Annotated in this window: 19 protein-coding genes; 10 read left to right on the plus strand and 9 right to left on the minus strand. The window is 71.8% G+C overall.

Annotation, left to right across the window (positions count from 1 at the left end):
- Positions 1-84 precede the first annotated feature (84 nt).
- Positions 85-1,026, plus strand: coding sequence for a GTPase Era (gene era / locus C593_RS0107660; RefSeq protein ID WP_018846711.1), 942 nt, complete (start codon positions 85-87; stop codon positions 1,024-1,026).
- 40 nt (positions 1,027-1,066) lie between these two features.
- Here era and C593_RS0107665 read toward each other — a convergent pair whose 3' ends face one another.
- Positions 1,067-1,333 (minus strand): protealysin inhibitor emfourin, encoded by a 267-nt coding sequence (locus C593_RS0107665; protein WP_018846712.1) that lies wholly within the window; start codon positions 1,331-1,333, stop codon positions 1,067-1,069.
- Positions 1,334-1,395: 62 nt separating this feature from the next.
- Complete coding sequence (locus C593_RS0107670; RefSeq protein WP_018846713.1) at positions 1,396-2,478, minus strand: M4 family metallopeptidase; 1,083 nt, start codon at positions 2,476-2,478, stop codon at positions 1,396-1,398.
- 296 nt (positions 2,479-2,774) lie between these two features.
- Here C593_RS0107670 and leuA point away from each other — a divergent pair, with 296 nt between their 5' ends.
- Both leuA and C593_RS0107680 read left to right on the plus strand, forming a co-directional pair.
- Entirely contained in the window at positions 2,775-4,547 is a 1,773-nt protein-coding gene (leuA, locus tag C593_RS0107675) for a 2-isopropylmalate synthase (RefSeq protein WP_018846714.1), read from the plus strand.
- 254 nt (positions 4,548-4,801) lie between these two features.
- Entirely contained in the window at positions 4,802-5,497 is a 696-nt protein-coding gene (locus tag C593_RS0107680) for a TerB family tellurite resistance protein (protein WP_018846715.1), read from the plus strand.
- 452 nt (positions 5,498-5,949) lie between these two features.
- Here the strand turns inward: C593_RS0107680 and C593_RS0107685 are convergent, their stop codons facing one another.
- A complete protein-coding gene (locus C593_RS0107685; RefSeq protein WP_018846716.1) occupies positions 5,950-7,314 on the minus strand; it encodes an FAD-dependent oxidoreductase in 1,365 nt (454 codons plus the stop codon).
- A gap of 331 nt (positions 7,315-7,645) precedes the next feature.
- Between C593_RS0107685 and C593_RS0107690 the strand changes: the two genes are divergently transcribed.
- The 3 genes from C593_RS0107690 (at position 7,646) to C593_RS0107700 (ending at position 9,607) form a co-directional block, all read left to right on the plus strand.
- Positions 7,646-7,861, plus strand: coding sequence for a hypothetical protein (locus C593_RS0107690; protein ID WP_018846717.1), 216 nt, complete (start codon positions 7,646-7,648; stop codon positions 7,859-7,861).
- 113 nt (positions 7,862-7,974) lie between these two features.
- Positions 7,975-8,724: a DNA repair protein RecO gene (recO, locus tag C593_RS0107695; RefSeq protein ID WP_018846718.1), complete on the plus strand. Its 750-nt coding sequence runs from the start codon at positions 7,975-7,977 to the stop codon at positions 8,722-8,724.
- Between the two features lie 28 nt (positions 8,725-8,752).
- Positions 8,753-9,607, plus strand: coding sequence for an isoprenyl transferase (locus tag C593_RS0107700; RefSeq protein ID WP_018846719.1), 855 nt, complete (start codon positions 8,753-8,755; stop codon positions 9,605-9,607).
- Between the two features lie 150 nt (positions 9,608-9,757).
- Here C593_RS0107700 and C593_RS0107705 read toward each other — a convergent pair whose 3' ends face one another.
- The 4 genes from C593_RS0107705 to C593_RS0107720 form a co-directional block, all read right to left on the minus strand.
- The gene (locus C593_RS0107705) at positions 9,758-10,189 is read right to left on the minus strand and encodes a Fur family transcriptional regulator (RefSeq protein ID WP_018846720.1); all 432 of its coding nucleotides are present in this window, start codon (positions 10,187-10,189) and stop codon (positions 9,758-9,760) included.
- A 167-nt stretch (positions 10,190-10,356) separates the two neighbouring features.
- On the minus strand, positions 10,357-11,262 hold the full coding sequence (locus tag C593_RS0107710) for a metal ABC transporter permease (RefSeq protein ID WP_018846721.1): 906 nt from the start codon (positions 11,260-11,262) through the stop codon (positions 10,357-10,359).
- Positions 11,263-11,264: 2 nt separating this feature from the next.
- Positions 11,265-12,080, minus strand: coding sequence for a metal ABC transporter ATP-binding protein (locus C593_RS0107715; protein WP_018846722.1), 816 nt, complete (start codon positions 12,078-12,080; stop codon positions 11,265-11,267).
- 68 nt (positions 12,081-12,148) lie between these two features.
- A complete protein-coding gene (locus tag C593_RS0107720; RefSeq protein ID WP_018846723.1) occupies positions 12,149-13,258 on the minus strand; it encodes a metal ABC transporter substrate-binding protein in 1,110 nt (369 codons plus the stop codon).
- Positions 13,259-13,422: 164 nt separating this feature from the next.
- Between C593_RS0107720 and C593_RS0107725 the strand changes: the two genes are divergently transcribed.
- Positions 13,423-14,805 (plus strand): glycine--tRNA ligase, encoded by a 1,383-nt coding sequence (locus tag C593_RS0107725; protein ID WP_018846724.1) that lies wholly within the window; start codon positions 13,423-13,425, stop codon positions 14,803-14,805.
- Between the two features lie 148 nt (positions 14,806-14,953).
- Here the strand turns inward: C593_RS0107725 and C593_RS0107730 are convergent, their stop codons facing one another.
- Entirely contained in the window at positions 14,954-15,535 is a 582-nt protein-coding gene (locus C593_RS0107730) for a TetR family transcriptional regulator (protein WP_018846725.1), read from the minus strand.
- Between the two features lie 30 nt (positions 15,536-15,565).
- Entirely contained in the window at positions 15,566-16,642 is a 1,077-nt protein-coding gene (locus C593_RS0107735) for an aldo/keto reductase (protein ID WP_018846726.1), read from the minus strand.
- A 311-nt stretch (positions 16,643-16,953) separates the two neighbouring features.
- On the opposite strand from C593_RS0107735, the gene C593_RS0107740 reads away from it, so the two are divergent.
- The 3 genes from C593_RS0107740 to ppdK all read left to right on the plus strand — a co-directional run bounded on the left by C593_RS0107740 (position 16,954) and on the right by ppdK (position 22,162).
- Positions 16,954-17,208 (plus strand): DUF6243 family protein, encoded by a 255-nt coding sequence (locus C593_RS0107740; RefSeq protein ID WP_018846727.1) that lies wholly within the window; start codon positions 16,954-16,956, stop codon positions 17,206-17,208.
- Positions 17,209-17,778: 570 nt separating this feature from the next.
- On the plus strand, positions 17,779-18,927 hold the full coding sequence (gene dusB / locus C593_RS0107745; RefSeq protein ID WP_018846728.1) for a tRNA dihydrouridine synthase DusB: 1,149 nt from the start codon (positions 17,779-17,781) through the stop codon (positions 18,925-18,927).
- Positions 18,928-19,453: 526 nt separating this feature from the next.
- Complete coding sequence (ppdK, locus tag C593_RS0107750; protein WP_018846729.1) at positions 19,454-22,162, plus strand: pyruvate, phosphate dikinase; 2,709 nt, start codon at positions 19,454-19,456, stop codon at positions 22,160-22,162.
- Positions 22,163-22,483: the final 321 nt, after the last annotated feature.

Raw genomic sequence — 22,483 nt, forward strand, 5'->3', positions numbered from 1 at the left:
CCGGGCGGCCCGCCCGCCCGGAGCCCCGCCACCCCGGCCCGGCCGCGTACCGGGGGGCGTCCGGGATCAGGGACAATGGGCGCCATGAGCGCTCGTACCCAGTCCTCCGAAGCCCCCCACCGGGCGGGCTTCGCCTGCTTCGTCGGCCGCCCCAACGCGGGGAAGTCCACCCTCACGAACGCTCTGGTCGGCCAGAAGGTGGCGATCACCTCCAACCGGCCGCAGACCACCCGGCACACGGTGCGCGGCATCGTCCACCGGCCCGACGCGCAGCTGATCCTCGTGGACACCCCCGGGCTCCACAAGCCGCGCACGCTGCTCGGCGAGCGGCTCAACGACGTGGTCCGCACCACCTGGGCCGAGGTCGACGTGATCGGCTTCTGCCTGCCCGCCGACCAGAAGCTCGGCCCCGGCGACCGGTACATCGCCAAGGAGCTGGCGGAGATCCGGAAGACACCCAAGGTCGCGATCGTCACCAAGACCGACCTGGTGGACTCCAAGACCCTCGCCGAGCAGCTCATCGCCGTCGACCGGCTCGGCAAGGAGCTGGGCATGGAGTGGGCGGAGATCGTGCCGGTGTCCGCCGTGGGCGACAGCCAGGTGCAGCTCGTCGCCGATCTGCTGATCCCGCTGCTGCCCGAGAGCCCGCCGCTCTACCCGGAGGGCGACCTCACCGACGAGCCCGAGCAGGTCATGGTCGCGGAGCTGATCCGCGAGGCCGCGCTGGAGGGTGTCCGGGACGAACTCCCGCACTCCATCGCGGTGGTGGTCGAGGAGATGATCCCGCGCGAGGACCGCCCGGCGGACCGGCCCCTCCTCGACATCCACGCGAACGTCTACATCGAGCGGCCCAGCCAGAAGGGCATCATCATCGGCCCGAAGGGCAAGCGGCTCAAGGAGGTCGGGATCAAGTCCCGCAAGCACATCGAGGCGCTGCTCGGCACGCCCGTCTACCTCGATCTGCACGTCAAGGTCGCCAAGGACTGGCAGCGCGACCCCAAGCAGCTCCGCAAGCTCGGCTTCTGACGGCTCCGGTCCGCGCCCCCGCCCCGGCGCCGCGGCCGGGTCAGGCGCCTTCCTTCAGCACCAGCGAGATCAGGTCGCGCTGCGCCTCGGTGAGCCGGGGGTCGGCGCAGTGCACCGTCCGTCCGTCGACGGTGATCTGGTAGCCGAAGCCGTCCGGGACCCCGACCGGCGCGATCTCGTGCGCCTCGGCGACGGCGCGTTCGGCGAGGTCCCGGACCTCCCGCGCGTCGGCCCGGGCGGTGGTGTCGACCTCGGAGACCTTCTCGATCCCGGCGAAGCCGCCGGTACGCCTTACCTGGATTCGCATGGTTCCCGTTCTAGTACGGATGCGGCCGGACCGACACCGGACAGCACGGCCTCGGACACCTTCTATTGGCCGGTCGTGTCCACGCCGACCTGGGACCAGGCCTTCAGTACCGCGTCGTGCTCCTCGCCCTCGCCGTACCGCGCGGCGGCCGCGGCGACCGTGAGGCGGGCGAAGCTCGCGAAGTCCGCGTCCACCGCGAGTTCGCCGCCGGTCAGCACGTCGAACCAGATCTGCCCGGCCCGCTCCCAGGCCGGGCCGCCGAGGCGGACGGCCAGCAGGTGGAAGGCGTGGTTGGGGATGCCGGAGTTGATGTGTACACCGCCGTTGTCACGGCCGGTGTGCACATAGTCCGCCATCGTCGCCGGCTGCGGGTCGCTGCCGAGGACGTCGTCGTCGTACGCCGTGCCCGGGGCCTTCATCGAGCGCAGCGCCGAGCCGGTGACCCGGGGCGCGAGGAGGCCGGCGCCGATCAGCCAGTCCGCCTCGTCCGCGTTCTGCCCGAGGGTGTGCTGCTTGACGAGGGAGCCGAGCACGTCCGAGACGGACTCGTTCAGCGCGCCCGGCTGGCCGAAGTAGCCGAGGTTGGCCGTGTACTGGGTGAGGCCGTGGGCGAGTTCGTGCGCGATCACGTCGACGGCGACCGTGAAGTCGAGGAAGATCTCGCCGTCCCCGTCGCCGAACACCATCTGCTCGCCGTTCCAGAAGGCGTTGTTGTACTTCTCGTCGTAGTGGACGGTCGCCTCCAGCGGGAGGCCCGCGCCGTCGACGGACTCGTGCCCGTACGCCTCGCGCAGCAGGGTGAGGGTGGCGCCGAGGCCCGCGTAGGCGCGGTTCACGGTGGCGTCGGCGACCGGCTCCCCGCCCTCGGCGCGGACCGCGGTGCCGGGCAGGGCGGTGCGGTTCCCCGCGTCGTACACCGTGCGGCGAGAGCGGGCTCCCGCGGCGGACCGGGCGCCGGCGGGGCCGGCCACCGTGGTCAGCCGGCGGGCGGTGCGCTGGGCCGCGTCCGCCTGGAGGGTGCGCCGGGCCGGGCCGGCGAGCGCCGGGTCGCCGGAGCGGGCGAGCCGGTCGAGGAGGTGCGGCGGCACGATGCCGCAGCAGACCGGGGCGGCGGACGGGGCGGGCAGCGGGGTGCGGGAGTCCATACCGGCCAATGTGTCAGCGAGCACCCGCTCCGTCACTCCCCGTCAGGGGTGACGGAAGGAAGGGAGGGATTGACCACATCTGCCCGTTGCCGATCGGTCGTCCCGCATACTGAAACAGGGGCCGCGCTCACGCCGAAGCTCGGTTAGGCTGCTCCGCATCATGCGTTTCGGGCTGCTTCTCCTTAGCCGCCGCGGCGAGGGCCTGTAGTCGTAGGCCGACCCCCTCCCCGCGGAGTCTGGTGCTGCTTCGACCCAGTCGGCCCCCATCCCCGCAGGACCCCGAGGAGCCCTACGCCATGACGCAGTCGCAGTGGATCGGCCGCCCCACCCCGATCACCAACACGACGCACACGCAGAAGCCGTCCGGCATGCCGGTCCACAAGTACGGCCGCTACGAAGCCGTCGCCATCCCGGACCGCACCTGGCCCCAGCAGCGCATCACCAAGGCTCCCCGCTGGCTCTCCACGGACCTGCGCGACGGCAACCAGGCCCTGATCGACCCGATGAGCCCCGCCCGCAAGCGGGAGATGTTCGACCTGCTGGTACGCATGGGCTACAAGGAGATCGAGGTCGGCTTCCCCTCCTCCGGCGACACCGACTTCGCCTTCGTCCGCTCCATCATCGAAGAGGGCGCGATCCCGGACGACGTCACCATCTCCGTGCTGACCCAGGCCCGCGAGGACCTGATCGAGCGGACCGTGGAGTCCCTGGCCGGCGCCAGGCGCGCCACCGTCCACCTGTACAACGCCACCGCCCCCGTCTTCCGCCGGGTCGTCTTCCGCGGCTCCAAGGAGGACATCAAGCAGATCGCCGTCGACGGCACCCGGCTGGTCATGGAGTACGCCGAGAAGCTGCTGGGCGACGAGACGGTCTTCGGCTACCAGTACAGCCCCGAGATCTTCACCGACACCGAGCTGGACTTCGCCCTGGAGGTCTGCGAGGCCGTCTGCGACGTCTGGCAGCCCGGCCCCGGCCGCGAGATCATCCTCAACCTGCCGGCCACGGTGGAGCGTTCGACGCCGTCCACGCACGCGGACCGCTTCGAGTGGATGTCCCGGAACCTGACCCGCCGCGAGCACGTCTGCCTGTCCGTCCACCCGCACAACGACCGCGGTACCGCGGTCGCCGCCGCCGAACTGGCGATCATGGCGGGCGCGGACCGTATCGAGGGCTGCCTGTTCGGTCAGGGCGAGCGCACCGGCAACGTCGACCTGGTCACCCTGGGGATGAACCTGTTCTCGCAGGGCGTCGACCCGCAGATCGACTTCTCGCAGATCGACGACATCCGCCGCACCAGCGAGTACTGCAACCAGATGGAGATCCACCCGCGCCACCCGTACGCGGGCGACCTGGTCTACACGGCCTTCTCCGGCTCCCACCAGGACGCCATCAAGAAGGGCTTCGACGCGATGGAGGCGGACGCGGCCGCCGCCGGGAAGACGGTCGACGAGATCGAGTGGGCGGTGCCGTACCTGCCCATCGACCCCAAGGACGTCGGCCGGTCCTACGAGGCGGTCATCCGGGTCAACTCCCAGTCCGGCAAGGGCGGGATCGCGTACGTCCTGAAGAACGAGCACAAGCTGGACCTGCCGCGCCGGATGCAGATCGAGTTCTCCCGGATCATCCAGGCCAAGACCGACACGGAGGGCGGCGAGGTCACGCCGGCCGCGATCTGGTCCGTCTTCCAGGACGAGTACCTGCCCAACCCGCAGGACGGCGCGGAGCGCTGGGGCCGCATCCAGATCCGCTCCGGCCAGACCACCACCGACAAGGACGGGGTTGACACCCTGACCGTCGAGGCGGTCGTGGACGGCGTCGACACCGTCCTGACCGGCACCGGCAACGGTCCGATCTCCGCCTTCTTCGCGGCCCTGAACGCCATCGGGGTGGATGTGCGCCTGCTGGACTACCAGGAGCACACCATGAGCGAGGGCGCGTCCGCGCAGGCCGCCTCGTACATCGAGTGCGCGATCGACGGCAAGGTGCTGTGGGGCATCGGCATCGACGCGAACACCACCCGGGCCTCGCTGAAGGCGGTCGTCTCGGCGGTCAACCGCGCGGCGCGCTGACCACCGGCCCCGGGCCTCCGCTCGCCCCGCCGGTCAAGGCGGCGGGGCGCCGGTCACCCGGGGCGCGTCCGTGCCACCGGGTCCCCGAACCGGGTGGTTTCCTGCGGTTCCGCCCGTCCGGTACCCCCTCGGCGGAGCGCGCGGATCCGGCCATGTGCCCGGCCTCCTGCCGACAGGGTGCTGACGCGGCCCGGCCGGTGTGGCTAACATCACGTCCACGCGGCAATGTTGCCGCAGCATGACGGAGGTGTGACGTGCTGCAGGACCGGGGACTGTTCGGCCGGAATGCGCGGGTCTGCGGCATCCGCACGTCATGGAGCACCGTCGGGGACGGCGAGTTCTTCTGCGCCGGCTGCGGGGGCGACCGCAACTACCGCCGCCGGACCGGGCGCCGCCGTTTCACCCTGCTCGGCGTACCGCTGCTGGGGCGCGGAGTCACCGGCCCGGTCGTCGAATGCGCCGCCTGCCACGCCCACTTCGGCCCCGACGTCCTTGACCACCCCACCACCGCGCGCTTCTCGGCCATGCTCAGGGACGCGGTGCACACCGTCGCGCTCGCGGTCCTCGCCTCGGGCGGCACCTCCTCGGGCGCGGTGCGCGCGACGGCGGTGCAGGCGGTCCGCGCGGGCGGCCTCGCGGACTGCACCGAGGACTCCCTCGTCGCCCTGATCGAGGCCCTCGCCGCCGACACCGGCCGCTACTTGACGGACGACACCACGCCGTACGGCGCCGCCCTCGCCATCGAACTCCACGAGGCACTGGAGCCCCTGGCCCCGCACCTCGCCCCCTCCGGCCGCGAGTCCATCCTCCTCCAGGGCGCCCGCATCGCACTCGCCGACGGCCCCTACACCCAGGCCGAACGCGACGTCCTGACGATCGTGGGCGCGGCGCTGCGGTTGGCCGACGCGGACACGGCCCGTCTGATGGAGACGGCCCGCGCGCCGTTCTGACCCACCCACCGCCCTTCACCTCGGGACAGCCCCCCGCACCCGCCCCGCCCTCCACCGGGCCCGGGCCCGCTCCCGGTAGGGGCTGTGCCCCGGGGCCGTCGCGCTGCTGCGCCCGCTGAGGCCCTACCGGGCCGCGCCCGAGCCACGGCCACGTCCTGTTGCACGGCCGCGCTCTGCCGCGCTCTGCCGCGCCCCCGCCCTCGCCGGGCCCGGGCCCGGGCCCGCCCGACTGGTCATCGTGGCCTGCGAGTCGCGCCTGGTCGTCCCGGGCGGCGACGGCCGCTGACGACCGCTGACGGCCGCCCCGGGCCACGGCCGAGGACCCGGGCGGGCCCCCCACGGCACCGGATCGCGCCCGGGGCATCCGGCCGCACACCCGGTGCCCCGCAAGCCCGAGGGCCCGGTGGCAGCAGCCACCGGGCCCTCGGGAACACTTCCGCGCGCCGCAGGCGTCACGCCCCGCTCTCGCGGAGCATGTCCTCGCGCTCGACGATCTTCACGCGCGCACGCCCCTGGGGCTCGCCCAGCGCCTTCTCGGCGGCGTCGAGCTTGTACCAGCCCTCCCAGGTGGTCCAGCGGACGTTCCGGCCGGACAGGAAGCCCTCGACCGCGTCCGGCTCCGGCGAGGCCGGGGTCTGGAGGCGGCCCCCTGCGAAGTCGGCCAGCAGGTTGGAGATCGTCTCGTTGGCGTCACCCTTGGTGTGGCCGATGAGGCCGACCGGGCCGCGGCGGATCCAGCCCGTGACATACGTGGAGTCCAGGTGCTCGCCGGACTCCTGGATCACCCGGCCGCCCTCGTCCGGGACGGTGCCCGTCTCGACGTCCCAGGGGAGCTTGACCAGCTCGTCGGAGAGGTAGCCGACCGCGCGGTAGACGGCGGTGACGTCCCAGTCCTTGAACTCGCCGGTGCCCTTGACGTTGCCCGTGCCGTCCAGCACGGTGCGCTCGGTGCGCAGGCCGACGACCTTGCCGTCCTCGCCGAGGATCTCGGCGGGGGACTCGAAGAAGTGCAGGAAGAGCTTGTGCGGGCGCTCGCCGATGTCGCGGATCGCCCAGTTCTCCAGGGTCTTGGCGACCATGTCCGCCTGCTTGTTGCCGCGGCGGGTCTCGATCGAGCCCTCGTCGTAGTCGATGTCCTCGGGGTCGACGATGACCTCGATGTTCGGGGAGTGGTCCAGCTCGCGCAGCTCCATCGGGCTGAACTTCGCCTGGGCCGGCCCGCGGCGGCCGAAGACGTGGATCTCCTTGGCCCGGTTGAGCTTCAGCCCCTCGTGGACGTTCGGCGGGATCTCCGTCGGCAGCAGCTCCTCGGCCGTCTTGGCGAGGACGCGCGCGACGTCGAGGGCCACGTTGCCGACGCCGAGGACCGCGACCTTCTCGGCCGTGAGCGGCCAGGTGCGGGGCCAGTCCGGGTGCCCGTCGTACCAGGCGACGAAGTCGGCCGCGCCGTAGGAGCCGTCCAGCTCGATGCCCGGGATGTCGAGCGCGCGGTCGGCCGTCGCGCCGGTGGAGAAGACCACGGCGTCGTAGAAGGTGCGCAGGTCGTCCAGGGAGATGTCGGTCCCGTAGTCGACGTTGCCGAAGAGGCGGATCTGCGGCTTGTCGAGCACCTGGTGCAGGGCGGTGATGATGCCCTTGATCCGGGGGTGGTCGGGGGCGACGCCGTAGCGGATCAGACCGAAGGGTGCGGGCATCCGCTCGAAGAGGTCGATCGAGACGCCGGGGTCGGCGGCGACCTCGGACTTCAGCAGCGCATCGGCGGCGTAGATGCCGGCGGGGCCGGCTCCGACGATGGCTACCCGCAGGGGGCGGGTCATGACAGGGTCCCTTCGGGCGGCGACAACAAGCTCGAAGGGAATCTTAAACTAAGGCAAGCCTAAGTTGGTACGCGCCCCCTGTCTATGACCTCATAAGGCTGACTTATGGCCTCTCAAAGTCCTGCTTGATGAGTCTGGCGGGCCGCCGCGACCCCGGGCGCACGGACCGGCGGACCCGTGCTCCCCGCCCTGCGCCGAAGCGTTTCGCAAGGTGTCGAACCGGCGTCCTACACCCGTGACACGCCGTGTCCCCTCGCCGGATCGGGGCAGCACACGGTGGACACTGTCGGTCTGATCGCCGCAGCTCTGCCAGGGAAGGGGGTCGCACGTCATGACCCTGCCCATCGGTACGTACGTCGTCGACATCCGCACGGGCCGGGTCGGCCGGTTCATGGGGCCGGCCGGACCCTGCCTGTCCCTGAGACCGGTCGGCGGCGGCCGCGAGTGGGAGTGCGCCCCGGACGAGGTGCGCCCCGCGACGGCGGCGGAACGCATCAGCGCGACGACCGCCTACGTCAACGCCCGCAGCCGCGGCGAGGTGACCTGACCGGCTCAGTAGTACCCGGGTCGGCTCCCTTCCCGCCCCGGCGGCCGGAACTCCGGACCCCGGACCTCGGCCCTCGGCCCTCGGGCGGGGGCCGGTGCGGGAGAATGGGGCGCATGAGTCTGTTCCGTGATGACGGGGTCGTGCTGCGCACCCAGAAGCTGGGGGAGGCCGACCGGATCATCACGCTGCTCACGCGGGGGCACGGGCGGGTGCGGGCGGTGGCGCGCGGGGTGCGGCGGACCAAGTCGAAGTTCGGGGCGCGGCTGGAGCCGTTCTCCCACGTCGACGTGCAGTTCTTCGCCCGCGGCAGCGAACTGGTCGGGCGCGGGCTGCCGCTGTGCACCCAGTCGGAGACCATCGCCCCCTACGGCGGCGGCATCGTCACCGACTACGCCCGCTACACCGCCGGCACCGCCATGCTGGAGACCGCCGAGCGGTTCACCGACCACGAGGGGGAGCCCGCAGTGCAGCAGTACCTGCTGCTCGTCGGCGCGCTGCGCACCCTCGCCCGCGGGGAGCACGCGCCCAACCTGGTCCTCGACGCCTTCCTGCTGCGCTCCCTCGCCGTCAACGGCTACGCGCCCAGCTTCGACGACTGCGCGCGCTGCGGCCTCCCCGGCCCCAACCGCTTCTTCTCGGTCGCCGCGGGCGGCGCCATATGCGGTGACTGCCGGGTGCCGGGGAGCGTCGTACCCTCTGCGGAGGCCATCGCCCTGCTCAGTGCGCTGCTCACCGGCGACTGGCCGACCGCGGACGCCTGCGAGGCGCGCCACGTCAGGGAGGGGAGCGGGCTGGTGTCCGCGTATCTGCACTGGCACCTGGAGCGCGGGCTGCGCTCGTTGCGGTACGTCGAGAAGTCGTAGGAAGCAGAAGCTAGGAGTTGTGAGCCGCATGGCAGTACGCGGAATCCTGGGCCGGCCCCGCCGCGAGTACAAGGTCCCCGAGCCGCACCCGTCCGGCGCCCGGCCGCCCCGGATCCCGGCGGAGCTGGTGCCCAACCATGTGGCCTGCGTCATGGACGGCAACGGCCGCTGGGCCAAGGAGCGGGGCCTGCCGCGCACCGAGGGGCACAAGGTCGGCGAGGGCGTCGTCCTCGACGTGCTCAAGGGCTGCCTCGAGATGGGCGTCAAGAACCTCTCCCTCTACGCCTTCTCCACCGAGAACTGGAAGCGCTCGCCCGACGAGGTCCGCTTCCTGATGAACTTCAACCGGGACGTCATCCGCCGCCGCCGGGACGAGATGGACGAACTGGGCATCCGTATCCGCTGGGTGGGCCGGATGCCCAAGATGTGGAAGTCGGTCGTCCAGGAGCTCCAGGTCGCCCAGGAGCAGACCGTCGGCAACGACCGGATGACGCTGTACTTCTGCGTCAACTACGGCGGACGCGCCGAGATCGCGGACGCGGCGCAGGCCGTCGCCCGGGACGTGGCGGCGGGGAAGCTGGATCCGTCGAAGGTCAACGAGAAGACCTTCCAGAAGTACCTGTACTACCCGGACATGCCGGATGTGGACCTCTTCCTGCGCCCCAGCGGCGAGATGCGCACCTCCAACTACCTGCTCTGGCAGTCCAGCTACGCCGAGATGGTCTTCCAGGACGTGCTGTGGCCCGACTTCGACCGCCGTGACCTGTGGCGCGCCTGCCTGGAGTACGCGCAGCGCGACCGGCGCTTCGGCGGGGCGATCCCGAACGAGGAGCTCGCCGCGATGCGGGGCCGCCCGGAGGACGGGGCGGCCGAGGGCGTCTGAGCCGCCCTTCCGGGCCGGGCCGCCTTTTCCGGGGCGGCTCTCCGGGCCGGCTTTCGGGGGCCTTCCGGGGCCTTTTGCTGCGGCGAGGGGCCCGGGCGTATCGCACGATACGCCCGGGCCCCTCGCCGTACGGCGGTGGTGGCGGTGCCGTCAGTCGGACTTGGCCGCGCACTCCGCGCAGGTGCCGAAGATCTCGACCGTGTGGGCCACGTTCACATAGCCGTGCTGGGCCGCCACCGACTCCGCCCACTGCTCGACCGCCGGGCCCTCGACCTCGACCGCCTTGCCGCAGAGGCGGCACACCAGATGGTGGTGGTGGTCGTCGGTGGAGCAGCGCCGGTAGACGGACTCGCCGTCACTGGTGCGCAGGACGTCGACCTCGCCCGCGTCGGCGAGGGACTGGAGCGTGCGGTACACGGTGGTGAGCCCCACGGAATCACCGCGGTGCTTGAGCATGTCGTGCAGCTCCTGAGCACTGCGGAACTCGTCCACCTCGTCGAGAGCCGCCGCCACCGCTGCGCGCTGCCGGGTGGACCGGCCTCGCACCGGGGCGGTGTTCCCGCCGGTTGGCGCCGTGGTCACAGGAGCCTCCTTGCCTCGCCCGCACATACGTCGGGCCATTCTGCCAGGCTCGCGCACGGTCGCGTCCCGTGCGCGGACCCGGTCCTGCCCCCTCCGCGGCCGACTGCCCGTCGACTGCCGGTCCGCTGCCGCTCCGCGCCCGGGTGACGGCGCGCGGGGCGGGGGCGTCAGATCTTCACATCGTCGCCGGACCGGCGTGTCGGGAGCAGCCCGACCGCGCAGTCCGCCGCCTCGGCCGGGGCCGGGACCTCCGCCCGCCGGGCCCGCAGCCGGGACAGCGGCACGGCGGCCGCCGTCGTCAGCACGAAGACACCGATGGCCAGCAGAACAATGGTCGCTCCCGGCGGCACGTCCTGGTAGTAGGAGGTCGCGGTCCCGGTCAGCGCGACCGCCACACCGATCGCCACGGACACCGTGAAGGTGGCCCGGAACGAGCGCGTGAGCTGCTGGGCCGCCGCCACCGGGACCACCATCAGGGCGCTCACCAGCAGCAGGCCGACGACCCGCATCGCTACGCTGACGGTGACCGCCGCCGTGACGGCCACCAGCAGGTTCAGCGCGCGCACCGGCAGGCCGGTGACCCGGGCGAACTCCTCGTCCTGGCTGATGGCGAAGAGCTGACGGCTCAGGCCGAGCGAGACCAGCACCACGAAGCCGGCGAGCAGCGCGATCGCGGTCAGGTCCTCCTGGGACACCGTGGACAGGCTGCCGAAGAGGTACGAGCTGAGGTTGCCGGTCGAGCCGGTCTCCGAGAGGTTCACCAGCAGGACACCGCCGGCCATGCCGCCGTAGAACAGCATCGCCAGGGCGATGTCACCCCGGGTGCGGCCCCAGGCGCGGATCAGCTCCATCAGCAGGGCGCCGACGATCGACACCAGGGTGGCCATCCACACCGGGCTGGTCGACAGCAGGAAGCCGAGGCCGACACCGGTCATCGCGACATGGCCGATGCCGTCGCCCATCAGGGCCTGCCGGCGCTGCACCAGGTGGATGCCGACGGCGGGAGCCGTGATGCCGACCAGCAGGGCGGCGAGGAGCGCCCGCTGCATGAAGGCGGAGTCGAGGATTTCCATGGTCAGGTCAGCAGTCCCGTGCGGAGCGGCTCACCGGCCGCGTGCGGATGTACGTGGTCGTGGCCGGGCAGGGCGTGCTGGCCCACCGCCTCGGGCGGCGGCCCGTCGTGGACCACACAGCCGTCCCGCAGCACCACCGCGCGGTCGATCAGGGGCTCCAGCGGGCCCAGCTCGTGCAGGACCAGCAGCACCGAGGTACCGCCGGCGACCTGCTCGCGCAGGGTCGAGGCGAGGATCTCCTGACTGGCCAGGTCCACGCCGGCCATCGGCTCGTCCATGATCAGGAGTTCGGGCTCGGAGGCGAGCGCGCGGGCGATCAGCACCCGCTGGTGCTGTCCGCCGGAGAGCGCGGCGACGGAGTCCTTCGCCCGGTCCCCGAGGCCGACGAGGTCGATGGCGTCCTCGACGGCGGCCCTGTCGGTGCGGCCGGTGAAGCCGAAGCGCACGCGGGAGAGGCGGCCGGAGGAGACGACCTCCCGGACGGTCGCGGGGACCCCGCTGGCGGCCGTGGTCCGCTGGGGGACGTAGCCGACGCGGGCCCACTGGCGGAAGCGGCGCAGCGGGGTGCCGAACAGCTCGATCGAGCCGTCGGTGAGGGGCACCTGCCCGATCAACGAGCGGACCGCGGTCGACTTGCCGGAGCCGTTGGCTCCGAGCAGGGCGACGACCTCGCCCTGTCCGACGGTGAGGTCGACGCCGTGCAGCACGGGGCGCGAGCCGAGGACGGCCCGGGCGCCGCGGACGGAGACGACCGGCTGCTGCCCCGGTCCGGTGGGCCGGGCGGCGGGCCGCGGGTCGGTGGGGGACTGCGGGTCCATCGGCTGCCCCTTTCGCGGCTCGGTGGTGCGTGGCGCGGTGGTACGTGGCGCGGTGGTACGTGGCGCGGTCACTTGGCGCCGAGTGCCTTCTTCAGCGCGGCGAGGTTGGATTCCATGACCTCGATGTAGTCCCGGCCCTGGGAGGAGTCCGTGATGCCCTCCAGCGGGTCGAGGACGTCGGTCCTGAGGCCGGTGTCCTGCGCGAGGGTCTTGGCGGTGCGGTCGCTGGCGAGGGTCTCGAAGAAGACCGTGGTGACCTTCTCCTGCTTTGCGATCTTCTGGAGTTCCTGGATGCGGGCGGGGGTGGGCTCGGCCTCGGGGTCGATGCCGGCGATGCCCTCCTGGTCCAGGTGGTAGCGGTCCGCGAGGTAGCCGAAGGCGGCGTGGGTGGTGATGAAGGTGCGGGTGTCGGTGTTCTTCAGGCCCTGCGCGAAGGCGGTGTCGAGGTCCTTCAGCTTGCCGACGAGGTCCTCGGTGTTCTTCGCGTAGTCGGCGGCGTGGTCCGGGTCGGCCTTCTCCAGGGCCTTGCCGACGCCCTCGGCGACCTCCGCGTACTTCACCGGGTCCAGCCAGATGTGCGGGTCGGCGCCGCCCTCGGTGGCGTGGTCGTGGCCGTGGTCGTCGGCGCCGGGCTCCCCGGTGTGCTCGCCGGGGGCGCCGGACTCCTCGTGGCCGTGCTCGTCCTTGTGCTCGTCGGCGTGCTCGTCCGGGCCGTGGTCGTGGTCGTGGCTCTCCTCGGCACCGGGGGTGTGGTCGTGGGTCTCCGCCCCGTGCTCGTGGTCGTGGCCGCCCTCGGCACCGTGGCTGACCAGCTTCGTCAGGCTCGCGGCGTCCACCTTGTGCTGGACGGAGGACTCGGCTACCGCCTCGTCCACGGCGGGCTGGATGCCCTTCAGATAGAGGACCAGGCCGGAGTCGTTCAGCTCGGCGGTCTGCCGGGGCTTCAGCTCCAGGTCGTGCGGCTCGACGCCCGGCTTGGTGAGGGTGGTGACGGAGACGTGCTCGCCGCCTATCCGCTCGGCGAGGAACTGCATCGGGTAGAACGACGCCGTGACCTTGAGCCGGCCGTCGTCCGTGCGCTCGGCGGCGTCGGAGGTGGAGCAGGCGGAGACGGCCATGAGGCCGAGCGCGACGGCTCCGGCGGTGGCGGTGGCGGGTATGAGGCGACGTACGTTCATGACTGTCATTTTCAACAAAAACGGAAACGATTGTCAATAAACCTGGGTAGGGGGCTTCTCACCCGATCCGCCGCCGCTTCACAGCCGATCCGATTTGATCCGGGGGGCATGGCCGCCGGTACCCTGAGTCATTCTCCGTTCGTCCTCGTCATGAAGAGAGCACCGTGGCCGCCGACAAGATCGACACCATCGTCAACCTGAGCAAGCGCCGTGGCTTCGTCTACCCGTGCAGTGAGATCTACGGTGGTCAGCGCGCCGCCTGGGACTACGGACCGCTGGGTGTCGAGCTCAAGGAGAACATCAAGCGCCAGTGGTGGCGGTACATGGTCACCTCGCGCGAGGACGTCGTCGGTATCGACTCGTCGGTGATCCTGGCCACCGAGGTGTGGGAGGCGTCGGGGCACGTCGCGACCTTCACCGACCCGCTCACCGAGTGCACCTCCTGTCACAAGCGCTACCGCGCCGACCACCTGGAGGAGGCGTACGAGGAGAAGCACGGCCGCCTCCCCGAGAACGGCCTCGCCGACCTCAACTGCCCCAACTGCGGCAACAAGGGCACCTTCACCGAGCCCAAGCAGTTCTCCGGCCTGCTCTCCACGCACCTCGGCCCGACCCAGGACTCCGGCTCCGTCGCCTACCTGCGTCCCGAGACCGCGCAGGGCATCTTCACCAACTTCGGCCAGGTCCAGCAGAGTTCGCGCAAGAAGCCGCCCTTCGGCATCGCGCAGGTGGGCAAGTCCTTCCGGAACGAGATCACTCCCGGCAACTTCATCTTCCGCACCCGCGAGTTCGAGCAGATGGAGATGGAGTTCTTCGTCAAGCCCGGCGAGGACGAGCAGTGGCACGAGTACTGGATGGAGCAGCGCTGGAACTGGTACACCGGCCTGGGCCTGCGTGAGGAGAACATGCGCTGGTTCGAGCACCCCAAGGAGAAGCTCTCCCACTACTCCAAGCGCACCGCCGACATCGAGTACCGCTTCCAGTTCGGCGGCAGCGAGTGGGGCGAGCTGGAGGGTGTGGCCAACCGCACCGACTACGACCTCACCGCCCACTCCAAGGCCTCCGGCACCGACCTGTCGTACTTCGACCAGGAAGCCGGCGAGCGCTGGACGCCGTACGTCATCGAGCCGGCGGCCGGTGTCGGCCGGACGATGCTCGCCTTCCTCCTCGACGCGTACAACGAGGACGAGGCGCCCAACGCCAAGGGCGTCATGGAGAAGCGCGCCGTGATGCGCCTCGACCCGCGCATCGCGCCGGTCAAGGTCGCGGTCCTGCCGCTGAGCCGCAACGCGCAGCTCTCGCCGAAGGCGAAGGGCCTCGCGGCGGACCTCCGGCAGAACTGGAACATCGAGTTCGACGACGCGGGCGCGATCGGCCGCCGCTACCGTCGCCAGGACGAGATCGGCACGCCGTACTGCGTCACCGTCGACTTCGACACCCTCGACGACAACGCGGTGACCGTGCGCGAGCGCGACTCGATGAAGCAGGAGCGGGTCTCCCTGGACCAGATCCAGGGCTACCTGGGCTCCCGCCTCCTCGGCTGCTGACCCCGGGTGGCGGCGGGCGGGCCGCCCCGCCCGCCGCCACCCGCAGGGCCTTCCGCGAAGCCCCCGGACTCCCCACCGGAGTCCGGGGGCTTCGCGGCGTCCGGGGCCGGGCGGCGCGGGCGGGGTGCGTGGGCGCGTGAGCGCCGGGTCAGGGACGCAGACCGCGCAGGAGGAGGGTGACGACCTCGTCGAACTCGGTGTCCACCGTGGCGGAGCGCCAGGTCGGCGCGTAGGACGGGTCGTGGAAGCGGGCGGTCGCGGCGAAGACGGCACGGGCCGACGCGGACGGGTCCGGTGCCGCGAAGGCGCCCGCCGCCACGCCTTCCTCGACGATCCGGCGGACCTGGTCCTCCAGCACCGTGATGTGCTGGTCGACCACGCCGCTGCTCTCGTCGATCAGGACGTTGTACGTCGCGAACAGCTCCGGGTCGTCGCCCGCCTTGTGCCGCTTGGTCTCGAACAGTGTGGCCAGCCAGTCGCGCAGCTTCTCGGGCGCCTCTCGCGGCGCCGCCGTCAGCTCCTCCAGGGTCTGCTCGGTGCGGCCGAGCCAGCGGTGGGTCACCGCCTCCCGCAGCGCGGCCTTGGTGCGGAAGTGGCGGTAGACACTGCCGTGGCTGACCCCCAGGGCGCGCGCCACGTCCACCACGGTCGCCTTGGCGGGGCCGTAGCGGCGCAGCACCTCCTCGGTGACTTCGAGGATGCGCTCGGCGGTCAGGGTCTCGGTCGGCATGGTGCGACAGTACCGGGCGGGCCGGGCTCGTCAGCGCTCGCTGTCGAGATGCGCCATCTGCGCGGCCGGGTACCGCTCGCCGGCCGCCGCGCCCGCGGGAACCGCCTCCTCGATCGCCGCCAGGTCCTCGTCCGTCAGCTCCACCTCCAGTGCGCCGAGCGCTTCCGCCAGCCGGGCGCGGGTACGTGCGCCGACGAGCGGCACGATGTCCTCGCCGCGGGCGAGGACCCAGGCGATCGCCGTCTGGGCGACGCTGACACCCTTGCCCTCGGCCACCTTCCGCAGGCGCTCGACCAGGTCGAGGTTGCGCGCGAGGTTGTCGCCCTGGAACCGGGGGCTCATCCCGCGGAAGTCGTTCGCCGCCAGCTCGCGGTCCCGCGCGAAGTGCCCGCTGATCAGGCCCCGGGAGAGCACCCCGTACGCCGTGACGCCGATGCCCAGCTCGCGCACGGTGGGGAGGATGGACTCCTCGATGCCCCGGGATATCAGGGAGTACTCGATCTGGAGGTCGGCTATCGGGGCCACCGACGCCGCCCGGCGGATGGTCTCCGCGCCCACCTCCGAGAGGCCTATGTGCCGGACATGGCCCGCCTCGACCAGCTCCGCGATGGCGCCGACGGTCTCCTCGACCGGCACGTCCGGATCCACCCGGGCGATGCGGTAGACGTCGATGTGGTCCGTGCCGAGCCGCTGGAGGCTGTACGCGGCGAAGTTCTTCACGGCGGCCGGGCGGCCGTCATAGCCCGTGAAGGCGCCCTCCACCGTGCGCAGGGCGCCGAACTTCACGCTCACCAGGGCCTGCTCACGGGCTGCGGCAGGTGCGGTGCGCAGGGCCTCGTTGATCAGCAGTTCGTTGTGGCCCATGCCGTAGAAGTCGCCCGTGTCGAGCAGGGTGACGCCGGCGTCCAGCGCCGCGTGGATCGTCGCCACGGACTCGCCGCGGTCGGCGTCCCCGTACAGCGCGGACATCCCCATGCAGCCGAGGCCCAGCGCCGAGACTTGGGGGCCCGTCGCGCCCAGGGTGCGGGTGGTGCGGACGGCCGGGGCGGTGGTGGAAGGGGGAGCGGCGGGCTCGGTGGCAGGGGTGGCGTTCGCGACGGAGGTCATCGGGTCTCCCGGGTGTGTGGTGCGGCGTGGCGCGGCCGTGTGCCGTGCGGTGCCCGTGCGTCAACCATGGCATGTGTGATGACAGATTTCAATGTCTGTCATTTGCCTATCTCTCGATCGAGTGCACGGCGGGCGGGTGGCGGGTCCGGAGGCGGGGTGCCGGCGGGAAAATCGGGTGCCCGGTGCGCCCCGCCCGCGCTACGGTCGGCCCCATGTCCTCGTTCTTCCAGATCTACGAGTGAGAGCGCGGCGGCCCGGCCGCCCCGCCCGACGAATTCCGCAGTCACTTCTCACCCCGACGGGAGAACCCCATGGCCAAGAGCCGCAACAACCTCCTCGGTGTCGGCGGGCAGCGCAGGAAGCTGTCCCGTGCCGACCAGCAGGGCGGCGGCCCGCAGGGCACCGCCGACCGCAAGGCGGCCGCCGACCAGAAGCAGGAACTGCTGCGCCGGATGCGTGAGCGCGCGCAGAGCGGCGCGGAGGCGTCGCCGGACGCGGCGGACGCCGCGGACGGCGCGGCCGCGCCGTCGCAGGCCGGGACGGGCCAGGAGGGCGCGTCCTCCTGACGCCCGCACCGCCCGCGCAGTGCCTCTCGCAGGCCCGGACCGCTCCTCGCGGTCCGGGCCCGCGTCATGTGGGCGCGCGCCGCCGAGTCCGGGGCGGCACGCCGGGCGTGCGCAGCCGCCGCCCGAAGTGCCCCGGGGCGGGCCCTCTTCGCGCGCCCCGTCCCCGGTCGGGCCGGCCCCTGACCGCCCGCGTCCCCCGAAGCGCCCGAGCCCGCCTCGCCCCACCGGCCCTGGCCGGGCGCGCGCCTGCGCCGGTTCGGCGCTCGGGCCGGATATGTGTGCGCCCGTGACCCGGGCGGGGCCAGGCCACGGGCGTCCCGCCGGCCGACGACCCGAGGCGCTTCCGCCTCGCGCAGGTCCGCTCTCCGCGCCCAGTCCGGGGCGGACGCGCGCCAGGCGTGCGCAGCCGCCGCCCGAAGCGCCCGGGGACAGGGCCCTCTTCGCGCGCCCCGTGCGGGCGGGCCCGCCCCCGCCCCCCTGCCCCGCCCCGGAGCGGCGTCCCCCGGTGTGAGCGAGCGCACGTCGGCCAACCGCCCCGGGGTGGTACCCGTGATGCGGGACAATGGGCGGATGACCACGCTCGCTCCCGCCACCTCCAGCCTCGCCATCGGCCCGCACACCGTGCAGCCGCCCGTGGTGCTCGCGCCCATGGCCGGTATCACCAACGCGCCCTTCCGCACCCTGTGCCGCGAGTTCAGCGGCGGCAAGGGGCTGTTCGTGAGCGAGATGATCACCACGCAGGCGCTGGTCGAGCGCAACGAGAAGACGATGCAGCTCATCCACTTCGACGAGACCGAGACCCCGCGCTCGATCCAGCTGTACGGGGTGGACCCGGTCACGGTCGGCAAGGCCGTCCGGATGATCGTGGACGAGGGGCTGGCCGACCACATCGACCTGAACTTCGGCTGTCCCGTCCCCAAGGTCACCCGCAAGGGCGGCGGTTCGGCCCTCCCGTACAAGCGGAACCTGCTGCGGGCGATCCTGCGCGAGGCGGTGGGGAACGCGGGGGACCTGCCGGTCACCATGAAGATGCGCAAGGGCATCGACGACGACCACATCACCTACCTCGACGCGGGCCGGATCGCGGTCGACGAGGGCGTCACGGCGATCGCCCTGCACGGCCGCACCGCCGCCCAGCACTACGGCGGCACGGCCGACTGGGAGGCCATCGCCCGGCTGAAGGAGCACGTCCCGGAGATCCCGGTGCTCGGCAACGGCGACATCTGGTCGGCCGGGGACGCGCTGCGGATGGTGCGGGAGACCGGCTGTGACGGCGTGGTCGTCGGCCGCGGCTGCCTGGGCCGGCCGTGGCTCTTCGCGGACCTGGTGGCGGCCTTCGAGGGGCGTGCGGACTTCCGCCGGCCGTCCCTGCGGGAGGTCGCGGACGTGATGCTCCGGCACGCCACGCTGCTCGGCGAGTGGATCGGCGACGAGGCGCGCGGGGTCATCGACTTCCGTAAGCACGTCGCCTGGTACCTCAAGGGCTTCGCGGTCGGTTCGGAGATGCGGGGGCGGCTGGCGGTCACCTCGTCCCTGGCGGAGCTGGGCGCTCAGTTGAGCGAGCTGGACCTGGACCAGCCGTGGCCGGCGGGTGCGGACGGGCCGCGCGGCCGGACCTCCGGCAACAACCGGGTCGTGCTGCCGGACGGCTGGCTGAGGGACCCGTTCGACTGTGCGGGGGTCGGCGAGGACGCGGAACTGGACACTTCGGGCGGCTGAGGGGCCTCGGAAGCCCGTCGGAGTGTCTGCGGCGGGCCCTGGGCGGGCCCTCGGCGGGCCCGCGACGTGTCTGCGGCAGGGTCGTCAAGCAGCCGTCAAGTGGCCGTCAGAAGGCCGTCGAGGGACCGTCGCCGGGCCGGGCGGAGGGGTCCGGATGATGGAATCCGGTGGCTCCGGGCGGCGTGATCCTCGCCACCCTTGATAGGGGTCGCGCTCAGATGAGCATTTGCGTGTTGGTTGCGACTCTCAAAGGGTGGCACTCAGTGCCACCCTGTTCACCTTCGCTTCCTGGACCGAAACCTCACGACCAGTGACCGATGATCGATCAACGATCACGGAGGGCGCTCCTCCGTTCAGGTGTTGAACGCGGATCGCGGCGTGTCCACCCCCTGTGATCACTTTCGATCTGCTGGCGGACGAGTGGTTAAGGCCGTATGACGCGCAAGTGGACGTACCCAGGAGCCTTCGATCTGGGTATGTTCCTCGCCGTCAGGGCAGCCACCGAGTCCTCGAGGAGTCGAGACCCGTGTCGGAAAACAAAGATCACAAGTTCGTCTACGACTTCACCGAGGGCAACAAGGACCTGAAGGACCTGCTCGGCGGCAAGGGCGCCAACCTCGCCGAGATGACCAACCTCGGTCTGCCGGTCCCGCCCGGGTTCACGATCACCACCGAGGCCTGCAAGGTCTACCTGGAGAGCGGCGACGAGCCCCCGGCCCTCCGCGACGAGGTGAGTGCGCACCTCGACGCCCTGGAGCGGGCCATGGGCAAGAAGCTCGGCCAGGCCGACGACCCGCTGCTCGTCTCCGTCCGCTCCGGCGCCAAGTTCTCGATGCCCGGCATGATGGACACGGTCCTCAACATCGGCCTCTCGGACGAGTCGGTCGGCGGCCTCGCCGCGCAGGCGGGCGACGAGCGCTTCGCGTGGGACTCCTACCGGCGCCTCATCCAGATGTTCGGCAAGACCGTACTCGGCGTGGACGGCGAGCTCTTCGAGGAGGCGCTCGACGAGGCCAAGGCCGCCAAGAAGGTCACCGTCGACACCGACCTCGACGCGGCCGACCTGAAGAAGCTGGTCAAGCACTTCAAGAAGATCGTCAAGTCCGAGGCCGGGCGCGACTTCCCGCAGGACCCGCGCGAGCAGATGGACCTCGCCATCCACGCGGTCTTCGACTCCTGGAACACCGACCGCGCCAAGCTCTACCGCCGCCAGGAGCGCATCCCCGGCGACCTCGGCACCGCGGTCAACGTCTGCTCCATGGTCTTCGGCAACCTCGGCCCGGACTCCGGCACCGGTGTCGCCTTCACCCGTGACCCCGCCTCCGGGCAGCAGGGCGTCTACGGCGACTACCTCCAGAACGCGCAGGGCGAGGACGTCGTCGCCGGTATCCGCAACACGGTGCCGCTGGCGGACCTGGAGTCGATCGACAAGAAGTCGTACGACCAGCTCATGCAGATCATGGAGACCCTGGAGAACCACTACAAGGATCTCTGCGACATCGAGTTCACCATCGAGCGCGGCCAGTTGTGGATGCTCCAGACCCGCGTCGGCAAGCGGACCGCGGGCGCCGCGTTCCGGATCGCCACGCAGCTCGTGGACCAGGGGCTGATCGACGAGGCCGAGGCCCTTCAGCGGGTCAACGGCGCGCAGCTCGCGCAGCTGATGTTCCCGCGCTTCGACGAGAACGCGAACGCCGAACGGCTGGGCCGCGGTATCGCCGCCTCCCCTGGTGCGGCGGTCGGCAAGGCGGTCTTCGACTCCTACACGGCCGTCAAGTGGTCGCGTTCCGGCGAGAAGGTCATCCTGATCCGCCGGGAGACCAACCCGGACGACCTGGACGGCATGATCGCCGCCGAGGGCATCCTGACCTCGCGCGGCGGCAAGACCTCGCACGCGGCCGTCGTGGCGCGCGGCATGGGCAAGACCTGTGTCTGCGGCGCGGAGGAGCTGGAGGTCGACACCAAGCGGCGGCGCATGACGGTCGGCGACACGGTGGTCGAGGAGGGCGACGTCGTGTCCATCGACGGCTCCTCCGGCAAGGTCTACCTCGGCGAGGTGCCGGTCGTGCCCTCCCCGGTCGTGGAGTACTTCGAGGGCCGGATGCACGCGGGCGCCGACGACGCCGACGAGCTGGTCCAGGCGGTCCACCGGATCATGGCCTACGCGGACCGGGTACGCCGGCTGCGCGTACGGGCCAACGCGGACAACGCCGAGGACGCGCTGCGCGCCCGCCGTTTCGGCGCGCAGGGCATCGGTCTGTGCCGCACGGAGCACATGTTCCTCGGCGAGCGCCGCGAGATGGTCGAGAAGCTGATCCTCGCCGACACGGACGAGGAGCGCGAGGAGGCCCTCGCCACCCTGCTGCCGCTCCAGCGCACGGACTTCGTGGAGCTCTTCGAGGCGATGGACGGGCTGCCGGTGACGGTGCGTCTGCTCGACCCGCCGCTGCACGAGTTCCTGCCCGACATCACCGAGCTGTCGGTGCGGGTCGCCCTCGCGGAAGCCCGCAAGGACCACAACGAGAACGACCTGCGCCTGCTCCAGGCGGTGCACCGGCTGCACGAGCAGAACCCGATGCTGGGTCTGCGCGGTGTGCGCCTCGGGCTGGTCATCCCCGGCCTGTTCACCATGCAGGTACGGGCCATCGCGGAGGCCGCGGCGCAGCGCATCGAGGCGAAGGGCGACCCGCGTGCGGAGATCATGATTCCGCTGGTGGGCACCGTCCAGGAGCTGGAGATCGTCCGCGAGGAGGCGGAGCAGGTCATCGCGGAGGTGCAGCAGCGGACCGGCGTCGAACTGAAGCTGGCCCTGGGCACGATGATCGAACTGCCGCGGGCCGCGCTGACGGCCGCGCAGATCGCGGAGGCGGCCGAGTTCTTCTCCTTCGGCACCAACGACCTGACCCAGACGGTGTGGGGCTTCTCCCGGGACGACGTGGAGGCGAGCTTCTTCACGGCGTACCTGGAGAAGGGCATCTTCGGTGTCAGCCCGTTCGAGACGATCGACAAGGACGGCGTGGGCGCGCTGGTGCGCGACGCGGTGGCGGCGGGCCGGCAGGCGCGTCCGGACCTGAAGCTGGGCGTCTGCGGCGAGCACGGCGGCGACCCGGAGTCGGTGCACTTCTTCCACGAGGTGGGCCTGGACTACGTCTCCTGCTCCCCGTTCCGCATCCCGGTGGCCCGCCTGGAGGCGGGGCGCGCGGCGGCGGAGTCCGCGGGCAGCGACTCGCGCTGACGCGGGGGCCGTACGGGGCATGCGCCCCGTACGGCGGCGGACCGCCGGTCCGGCGCGGGTCGGCGCGCCGGACCCGGCAGGCCCCGTGACCACGCCGGACCCGGGGCGGGTCCGTTCCGACGGGCCCGCCGACCCTCACCGGGGCGCGGCGACGGCGTCGTGGGGCCATCACACCCGGAAGGGGCGGGCATCGACGAGGATGCCCGCCCCTTCCGCGTGCGCCGGGAGCCTCGGGACCGCTGAGTTCGGCGGCGGTGAGGGGGACGGTTCCTTCGGTGTGCGCGAGGAGCGTCGGGACCGCTGAGTTCGGCGGCGGTGAGG

It is taken from the genome of Streptomyces sp. CNT372, from assembly GCF_000377145.1.